Source organism: Microcoleus sp. BM001215392, assembly GCF_036700185.1.
GTDB lineage: Bacteria > Cyanobacteriota > Cyanobacteriia > Cyanobacteriales > Microcoleaceae > Microcoleus.
The window spans coordinates 1-8,705 of sequence record NZ_JAUBOJ010000335.1 but is presented as its reverse complement, the minus strand read 5'-3'; the positions used below and the strand labels follow the sequence as shown (position 1 = coordinate 8,705).

Annotated in this window: 9 protein-coding genes; 6 read left to right on the top strand and 3 right to left on the bottom strand. The window is 48.3% G+C overall.

Translation table 11 applies throughout. From position 1 onward, the window contains the following. Positions 1-201 (top strand): hypothetical protein (locus QT974_RS26770; protein WP_333471445.1); only part of this gene is annotated, 201 nt, incomplete at its 5' end. Between the two features lie 20 nt (positions 202-221). After that, positions 222-647, top strand: coding sequence for a hypothetical protein (locus QT974_RS26765; protein WP_333471444.1), 426 nt, complete (start codon positions 222-224; stop codon positions 645-647). Between the two features lie 107 nt (positions 648-754). Here the strand turns inward: QT974_RS26765 and QT974_RS26760 are convergent, their stop codons facing one another. Together QT974_RS26760 and QT974_RS26755 are read right to left on the bottom strand one after the other, a co-directional pair. After that, the gene (locus QT974_RS26760) at positions 755-2,662 is read right to left on the bottom strand and encodes a peptidoglycan D,D-transpeptidase FtsI family protein (RefSeq protein ID WP_333471443.1); all 1,908 of its coding nucleotides are present in this window, start codon (positions 2,660-2,662) and stop codon (positions 755-757) included. A gap of 214 nt (positions 2,663-2,876) precedes the next feature. Continuing rightward, positions 2,877-3,458 carry a hypothetical protein gene (locus QT974_RS26755; RefSeq protein ID WP_333471442.1) on the bottom strand — a complete coding sequence of 194 codons (582 nt, stop codon included), beginning with the start codon at positions 3,456-3,458 and terminating at the stop codon, positions 2,877-2,879. 20 nt (positions 3,459-3,478) lie between these two features. Between QT974_RS26755 and QT974_RS26750 the strand changes: the two genes are divergently transcribed. The 4 genes from QT974_RS26750 (at position 3,479) to glgB (ending at position 7,520) form a co-directional block, all read left to right on the top strand. Beyond that, a complete protein-coding gene (locus QT974_RS26750) occupies positions 3,479-3,691 on the top strand; it encodes a hypothetical protein (RefSeq protein WP_333471441.1) in 213 nt (70 codons plus the stop codon). A gap of 112 nt (positions 3,692-3,803) precedes the next feature. Continuing rightward, entirely contained in the window at positions 3,804-4,049 is a 246-nt protein-coding gene (locus QT974_RS26745) for a serine protease (RefSeq protein WP_333471440.1), read from the top strand. A gap of 118 nt (positions 4,050-4,167) precedes the next feature. Beyond that, positions 4,168-4,875 (top strand): glutathione S-transferase family protein, encoded by a 708-nt coding sequence (locus tag QT974_RS26740; protein WP_333471439.1) that lies wholly within the window; start codon positions 4,168-4,170, stop codon positions 4,873-4,875. A 350-nt stretch (positions 4,876-5,225) separates the two neighbouring features. Continuing rightward, entirely contained in the window at positions 5,226-7,520 is a 2,295-nt protein-coding gene (gene glgB, locus QT974_RS26735) for a 1,4-alpha-glucan branching enzyme (RefSeq protein ID WP_333471438.1), read from the top strand. A 121-nt stretch (positions 7,521-7,641) separates the two neighbouring features. Here the strand turns inward: glgB and QT974_RS26730 are convergent, their stop codons facing one another. After that, complete coding sequence (locus QT974_RS26730; protein ID WP_333471437.1) at positions 7,642-8,589, bottom strand: IS630 family transposase; 948 nt, start codon at positions 8,587-8,589, stop codon at positions 7,642-7,644. Between the last annotated feature and the right edge of the window lie 116 nt (positions 8,590-8,705).

Below are 8,705 nucleotides of genomic sequence, written 5' to 3'. Positions count from 1 at the left end.
CTAAGATTTTATGTCCAAATGCTACGCCCTTCTAGGATTTTTGCACTCTTGTCTAGTGTCAGAATTATGACTCAACCTGATGGTTCATCCTATGCTCGCGTTTACAGTGGCGCGGGAGGAGGTGCACCCGCAGAACAACCGCTAAACGCATCAGAAAAACCCGGAAGTCGTGCAGATACCCACTTTATTTTGCTCCCTTAATACCCTTTATTCGTCAAACTATGAATTTTGAAGAAATTTGGCAACAATACGATTTTACCGAATCAGAAGTGCTGTCTATGGGGTGGGAATTTCCCTATGATTATGTCCTCAATCTCAACTACTATTGGCAGCTCAATTCAACTAATTCTACTTCTGAAGTTGCTACCAATGACCAATTTTTAAACATTATCCTCAAAACCTGCATTCGACTGGATGTACAACTCAACCCAAATCCTGATGAGTTAGATCGAAAGCCTGCGAACCTCGGCACTATCGTCGGTTGGGGGCAAATTTCTCCCTCTCCTTGGTTAGAAAATCTATCTTTTTCTCCCCATGAGTGGCTGCATTTGTTATTTGAGATTGGGGGAAACAACAAAATTGAAGCTGTTTGTCGATCGATCGCGATCGACAAATTAGCTAAACAACCATTAGCGCTCAGTTCATAAGTAAGCGATCGCACTTCTCTCTCAGATTCAAAAGAGCGAGATCCCGCGATCCAATCAAAAGGGATCTCGCTCAAATCTCTACCATCCTATAATCTCATCCGCGCTTCCTACTTTTTGCTCGGCCCAATCTTCTCGATCGAAATTAGCGCCTCCATCACCGACTCCACAATCGGCGCCGCCACCGTTCCACCCGTGCCGCCCTTAGGCTCGTCAATCACCGCCAGCACCACATAGCGAGGAGCATCCGCAGGCATAATCCCCACAAAGCTAGTAATAATTGCTTTATTAGAATAACCCCCACCAGCATTAGCTTTTTGAGCTGTGCCCGTTTTCCCAGCAATCCGATACCCAGGAATCTGTGCAGCTTTCCCCGTACCGCCATCCACCACACCTTCCATCATCTCAATCACTTTTTTTGTAGTTTCCGGGGAAAAAACTTGCTTGGGAACAGCCCTCGGAAGCTTCCAAAAAGCTTGACCTTCGCGATCGAAAAGTCCCCGCACAACGTGAGGAGTTACTAACTTGCCGCCGTTGGCTAAAGCCCCGTTAAGCTGTACCAACTGCATGGGAGTAATTGAAAAACCTTGACCAAAAGCAGTAGTAGCAGATTCCACGGGAGAATTGATAAATTGGTCTCGATTTTTAAGCTGACTGCTTACTTCAAAAGGCAAATCTGTTCCCGCAGTTTGTCCCAGTCCGAGTTTTTGTAAAGCTTGATAGTAAAGAGAAGATTTCATGGTTTTCATTACGTGCACCATGCCCACATTGCTAGAATGTTTCAAAATCTCGGTCACTGTCGAAGGCCCGCGCGCTCCGGCTGATTGGTAATCGGAATTTTGGATCGTCCAGACATCCATGTAAATCCGACCTTCGTCGTTAAACACGGTGTTAGGTTTGACCGTACCTGCTTCTAGGGCGATCGCCACATTAATCGCTTTAAAAGTCGAACCAGGCTCGTAAACATCTGTCACAGCCCAATTTTTATAGCGCGATAAATCGAAATTAAAATATTGATTCGGGTCATAAGAAGGTTCGGCTACGACTGACAGCAACTCTCCGTTGTTGGCATCCATCACGATCACCGTGCCCCGCTTTGCCTCGTGTTTCTGCATTTTTTCCTTGAGAGCTACCCGGGCCGCCCGCTGCAAGCGGCTGTCGATGGTCAGTTGCAACTTCAAATCATCAAGCTGCACAAATCCTGCCGTCAGCCGATCGGGAACCCAATTTCCATCGCTCGACCTGCTAAATTGAATTGACGGCATCGATCGTTCCAGCAAATTCTGCTGGCTGTATTCCACGCCTGCTTGTCCCTTGCGTTCCCCATCCACATAACCGAGGATATCCGCCGCCAACTCCTGCTGCGGGTAAAAACGCTGCTGCTGGCGCAGCAACTCCAATCCTTCTACCGGAGAATTCTTAATTTGCATCCGGTTGATGCGATCGGCAACTTCTTGGGCCAGGGAATCTGCAATTGTAATACCGCTTTCGGCGAGATTAAACCGGCGCAGCAGTTCTGTTTCAGGCGTATTCCCCGGACTCCGTTCGATCGGCAGCATCGGAGCCAATGAGGCGGCAATTTCGGCCTTCGACTGTTTGAAGAGCTTCGGGTGAGCGTAGAGAGTGTATACCTGTCTGTCGATCGCCAAAACATTCCCCGTGCGGTCAACAATCGGGCGTCTGGGGACAAACGGCTTTGTTTTGAGAGTTTGCTGTTGTTCGGCTTGTTTGCGCAGTGCCGGAGCTCGCGTCACCTGTAAATAAAACAAATTCACCGCCAGCCCTATCCCCCCCAGCACCAACACGGCCCACACAGCCCACAAGCGGAACTTGCTGGGTTTTGAGCGCACAAGCGGCCGCCCGGGCCAAGGCTGCGCCGCCTGTTGTGGCCTCGCGCCCTTGGCGCCGGAAACTTTGGGTTTGGTTTTTTTTCCCCACCAACTGCCGAAACCCGACTGTTGTTTTGGGCGTTTGAAGTTGGGCGATCTGTAGCGGTCAAAACGGGGGTCGTAGCTCATAAAATTAAAAATTAAAAATTAAAAATTCAACAGCAAGTTACTTATTTTTAACTTTTAATCTCGGCGATGGAGACCGAAATCGATCGGGACTTGCACAAAAGTCAAATACGAAGCAACAGAAAGCCTCTGAAATTGAATGGCAAGTTACACCCTTAAAATCTGGGAGTCTGGGACATTCTGCCCCAGAAAAGCCTCGCCTCGCCTGGCAATTGCCTCAATAGCCCAGCGGTGTTTCCACACCAGCGGTCTTTTTGAGAGCGGGTTCAGAGTTTTGTGCCGCCTGGGGCGAGCGCTGCTCCTGTGCCGGCGGTAAAAAAATCGTGTCCGCAGGATTCTGCGGAGTCAAACCGGTCTCTGGATTTTGGGCTTCTTTAGCAAGTTGGTGTTTCAAGACTTCGCTGGCGGCACTCAACTGCTGCTCCCGCAGGCGCAGAGTTTCCAGCTTTTGATACTCCTGACTCCAGCGCTGCTCGCTGTAAACAGTCAAGCCGTAGAGACTCAAAGAACCGCCCAACAGCAGAAGCGCTAAGGCTGAAGATGCTCGCTGCACTTGCAGGAGCGATCGCAGCCATACTGGCTGCCACTGACGATCCGGCAGAACTTTCAGCACCGACGATCCGGGGCGAGCCTGAGGCCCTGGCTGTTCGTCGGCGGCCAAGTAGTTCGGCAATTGCGGCCCCGTCTTGGCTCGCCTAGCTCGGGCAATTGAAGTAACTTTGCTGTTGGCAGGCGCGATCGCGGGCTTGCGGGCAGCGGGCCTGCGGCGAGAATCCGGGGATCTGATAGCAGCGGTCATAGAGTTCACTAATACGTAAAGTGGGGGCAGATAGCCGTTTGATTGAGCTTAAGACTTGTTTCTTGCGGGCGATCGCCGCCAATTTAGGACAATCTGTGGTCGATCGGTTATCCTACCTAAAGATACCTCACAAACCAACCAACCCATCCTACCACTGGTCACTTTTACTTCAGGATTTGCCAAAAAAAATGAATTTTTTGCCGGTTCGCCAGAATCAATGTGAAATTTATTAATAAATGCAGTATTGTAATCAACGAGCGAATCGTCGATCTATTCGTGCCAGCATTGTTTCTCAAGTACACTATTCCCTTCCTTGCGATGGGTTTTGAATGTTAAGGAGTGTTTATGAACAAGGGATTAATTCGTTTGACTTTGGTAATGGGCATTGCAGCAGCCCTGGGCGCTTGCGGCGGTGAGGGAGGCAGTGGCGGCGGCGCTAGCCCCACTCCTGGTGGCAGCACTACTACTCCTCCTCCTGTTTCTGCTCCAGCACCAAAGGAAACTCCAAAGGCTACTCCTGGAGCTGAGAAGTCTCCTGGGGCTGAAAAGTCTCCAGCAGCCACTACTTCTCCCTCTCCTAAAAAGCCCTAACTAGGGGATCGCGGAGTAAAACCCCAACGGGCCTAGCCTGCGGGTGAAAAATGGTTCGCTCTTCGCATTTTTCAATCTCATCAGTCTAGGCCTCAAGTTGGGTGTTATTTATTGTCAGATGCTTTTACTACAGTTCAGTACGTCCCCTTACTGCCGAAAAGTCCGCTTAGCGCTTGGTTATAAGGGCATCCCCTTTCAAGTTAAAAATTTGACTCCCGGCTTGCACGTTTTGAAACTCAAGCCTCTGACGGGGGGTTTGAGAACAGTGCCCGTGCTGCTGCCTCAACTCGACGGTGAACCGGAGGCGATCGCTGACTCGACGCAAATCTTGCAGTCGATCGAATCTCGCTTTCGGGAGCCGTCACTGTTGCCTGCAGATGAGAGTTTGCAAGCTGAGGCTTGGACGATCGAAGACTGGCTCGATGAAAGCATCGGCATCGCCACTCGATTTGTTTACTACGAGTTTCGCGCTGGTGCGGGCAAGCAAATCGACCCCTCTGTCTTGAGTCAATTAGTGATTCAGCTAGCCCGCCGCCAGTTCGGCATTAACCCAGCATCGGCCAAACTCGCTCAGTTGCGCCTGAAAGCTGCTTTAAATTGGTTGCGCCACCGTCGCTGGGGCCAAGGTGATTTTTTGGTAGGCGATTCCTTGACTGTGGCAGATATTACTGCTGCGGCCCTGCTGAGTCCTTTAGCTTTGATTCCTCAATACCGCCTTGAGTATCCTTGGTTGTTTGAGCGGATTGCCCAAATTCACTCACTCTGCGGGGAAACCCTGCCTCCGGGATTGGAAACCGCCCCCCACTCGCCGATCGCCCCTGCCTGAACATTCAGCGCGATCGCTCCTGATTCAGTTTTGGGTAAAACTCACTCTCATGGAAGTTTTTAGGTTGGCAAACCATAAAATCTTAAAAAAAATAGCTACCACAAAAGTCAAAAAAAATCAAGAAGATTAGGGAAAAAATATAAATTTTTCAATTTGTTTTAATATTTCTATACTTAGATGTTAGGTCTGAGCAGTAAAATCACAGCTTGGTAGCCCGCTCGGCCTTCCTCGCGCGCTCTGGCGACCAAGCTGGCGCAGTAGGATGAGCGGCTCACGTATCCAAATGTAAAGTGCACCGCAGCTCTAGGTTTTGAAAGCCATTTAGTCAAAAGATTGAGGTAAGTAGTTTTATGCCGGCGACCGTCCCCTTTGAACAGATTGACCGGATTGTGTGGAATCAGCACCACGATCCATTTGAAGTCCTAGGCCCCCACGCGATCGAAGAAAATGGCAAAAAAGTCTGGGCCGTCCGAGCTTATCTGCCAAATGCGGATGCGGTATCGGTAGTTTTGCCGGAGGCTAGAGCCGAATATTCGATGAAATCAGAGCATCACCCTCACTTTTTTGAATGTACGATCGACACCCCAGAACTAGCAAACTATCAACTGCGGGTCAAAGAAGGGGAACACGAACGCTTTATCTACGATCCCTACGCCTTTCGATCGCCAAAACTCACAGAATTTGACCTTCACCTATTCTCAGAAGGCAACCACCACCGGATTTACGAAAAACTAGGAGCCCACTTCACCGAAGTAGACGGCATTACAGGAGTATATTTTGCAGTTTGGGCTCCGAATGCCCGCAACGTATCAGTATTAGGCGATTTCAACCTGTGGGACGGCCGCAAACATCAAATGCGGAAATCCCAAAACGGCATCTGGGAATTATTCATTCCGGGACTATCCTACGGAACTCACTACAAATACGAAGTGAAAAACCAAGACGGACATCCCTATGAAAAATCAGACCCCTACGGTTTCCAGCAAGAAGTTCGACCGAAAACAGCCTCAATTGTCACCGACTTAGATACCTACACTTGGCACGATAGCGCTTGGATCGAACAGCGGCGGCACACAGACCAACTGACGCAGCCAGTTTCGGTTTACGAATGCCACATCGGTTCTTGGCTGCACGCCAGTACCGACGAACCCGCGATCGGGCCAAATGGTGAAATAGAACCAGCAGTGCAGGTTTCGGAACTGAAGCCGGGCGCGCGGTTTCTGACTTACCGCGAATTAGCCACGAGGCTGATTCCGTACGTCAAAGACTTAGGATTCACCCACATCGAAATGTTGCCGATCTCCGAACATCCCTTCGACGGTTCTTGGGGCTATCAAGTAACAGGCTATTTCGCCCCAACATCCCGCTACGGCACACCCGAAGATTTCATGTATTTTGTTGACCAATGCCACGCCAGCGGCATTGGCGTACTGGTAGACTGGGTACCGGGACATTTCCCCAAAGACGGCCACGGCTTAGCCTTCTTTGACGGAACTCACTTGTACGAACACGCCGATCCCCGCAAGGGCGAACACAAAGAGTGGGGAACCCTAGTATTTAACTACGGCCGCAACGAAGTGCGGAATTTCCTAGTTTCAAATGCCCTGTTCTGGTTTGACAAGTATCACATCGACGGGATTCGCGTAGACGCAGTAGCCTCGATGTTGTACTTAGATTACTGCCGCGAACCCGGAGAATGGCTGACAAACCAGTACGGTGGACGCGAAAATATCGAGGCGGCAGATTTTCTGCGCCAGGCAAATCACGTCATTTTTAGCTATTTTCCAGGATCGCTGTCGATCGCCGAAGAATCTACCTCTTGGCCGATGGTATCTTGGCCGACTTATGTTGGGGGTTTGGGCTTCAACCTGAAATGGAACATGGGTTGGATGCACGATATGCTCGACTACTACCACATGGACCCGTGGTTCCGCCAGTTCCACCAGAACAACATCACTTTCAGTATGTGGTACAACCACAGCGAGAATTTTATGCTGGCGTTGTCCCACGATGAGGTAGTCCACGGCAAAGCTCACATCATCGGGAAAATGCCAGGAGATGAATGGCAAAAGTTTGCAAACGTCCGGTGTTTGTTTACATTTATGTTTGCTCATCCCGGCAAGAAAACGATGTTTATGGGGATGGAGTTCGGCCAGTGGCAAGAATGGAACGTTTGGGGAGATTTGCAGTGGGATTTGCTGCAATTTGAGCCGCACCAAAAGTTGAAGCTGTTTTTCAAGGATTTGAACCATTTGTATCGCAGCGAAACGGCACTTTACAGTCAAGATTTTGCTGAGGATGGGTTTGAGTGGATTGATTGCAGCGACAATCGGCACAGCGTGGTGGCCTTTGTGCGCCGCGAGAAGGATGGCGATCAGTTTGTGATTACTGTATGCAATTTTACGCCGCAGCCACACTCTCACTATCGCGTAGGAGTGCCGGAACCGGGTTTCTATACGGAGTTGTTTAACAGCGACGCACGGGAGTACGGCGGCAGCAATATGGGGAATTTGGGTGGTAAGTGGACTGATGAGTGGTGGTTCCACAACAGTGCTTATTCGATCGACTTGTGTTTGCCGCCTTTGGGTGTATTGATCTTAAAGATCGATCGGGAAAAAACAGCAGCCAAATCTCAAGAGTTTTAAGTTGTGAGAGTTTTGAGTTAACAATCAAAACTTGATCAAACTTAAAACTTTTAGGGTATTGAGCAACCCGGTTTCTCCAAGAAATCGGGTTGTTTTTTCAGTCATACAGCGGTTCCCGCTGTTATGAGGTACAGTAGCAGCAATTAGCAAACCAATTTCTTAAATGTTTAGGGTTCATTAACTTGAGGGCAACTGCAATAATTTTATCAATCATTGATGTGGTAGTTGGAGCGAAACTTCGTAAAAAAGATTTGAGTTGTGACCACCAAAGTTCAATGGGGTTAAAATCTGGAGAATACGGAGATAAGCAAATTACACTCGCACCTACAGATTCAATCATTGGCACAATTGATGCTAATTTATGGGCGGGTAAATTATCCATAACTACTACTGCTCCTTTCCATAATTCAGGACATAAAAATTTCTCAATAAATACGGCAAATGCTGCTCCGTCCATTGAATCATTCATTGTCATTAATGCTAGCACTTTATTAATAGTAATTGCGCCAATAGCAGTGACCTTTGCCCCTCGATAAAATGGTTTGATATCAGTAACTCTTGTTCCAGGCATAGAGCGAGAATGAGTTCTGGCTAAACCCAGTAGAATACCTGTTTCATCCAAAAATACTAGGTTTTCTGGCTCGATATCCTTGATTTTCTCCCAATACTCTACTCTCAAATTTTGGACTCTTTCTGTCCTAGCTTGGCTACTATACCATGTTTTTTTTTTGCGATTTAGCTCTAATTTTTGTAAGCAGCGACACATTGCTGCCCGACTCACCCAATTTCCAGTCTTTTCTGCAAATAATTCACAGAACTCAACCAATGTGGCATCGGGATGCTCTGCTACCAGTGCTCTGACTTCTACATCTGAAGAAGTCAGATGGCTGAATTGCGGTTTTCCTCTTTGTTTGGGTTGTAAATTTCCCTCAGTTTGTTGTTGCTTAACCAGTTTTTGAACTAGACTTTTAGTGACACCAAATTGGGTTGCTACTTTCCTGATTGACATTTTGCCTACTAAATATGCTGTCACTATTTTTTCTCTAAGATCGAGTGAATATGCTTTCATTAGCTTTGATTACATAATGATAATTATTATTGATCGTACCTCATAACAGCGGGAACCGCTGTAGCAGTTGACAGTTGACAGTTGACTCCGAAAGCAGTTGACAGTTGACAGTTGAT

Excerpts from the sequence above, each read along its gene's own strand:
- QT974_RS26765 (WP_333471444.1), top strand. The coding sequence starts at position 222 with ATGAATTTTGAAGAAATTTGGCAACAATACGATTTTACCGAATCAGAA.
- glgB (WP_333471438.1), top strand. The coding sequence starts at position 5,226 with ATGCCGGCGACCGTCCCCTTTGAACAGATTGACCGGATTGTGTGGAAT.
- QT974_RS26745 (WP_333471440.1), top strand. The coding sequence starts at position 3,804 with ATGAACAAGGGATTAATTCGTTTGACTTTGGTAATGGGCATTGCAGCA.
- QT974_RS26760 (WP_333471443.1), bottom strand. The coding sequence starts at position 2,662 with ATGAGCTACGACCCCCGTTTTGACCGCTACAGATCGCCCAACTTCAAA.
- QT974_RS26730 (WP_333471437.1), bottom strand. The coding sequence starts at position 8,589 with ATGAAAGCATATTCACTCGATCTTAGAGAAAAAATAGTGACAGCATAT.
- QT974_RS26740 (WP_333471439.1), top strand. The coding sequence starts at position 4,168 with ATGCTTTTACTACAGTTCAGTACGTCCCCTTACTGCCGAAAAGTCCGC.
- QT974_RS26755 (WP_333471442.1), bottom strand. The coding sequence starts at position 3,458 with ATGACCGCTGCTATCAGATCCCCGGATTCTCGCCGCAGGCCCGCTGCC.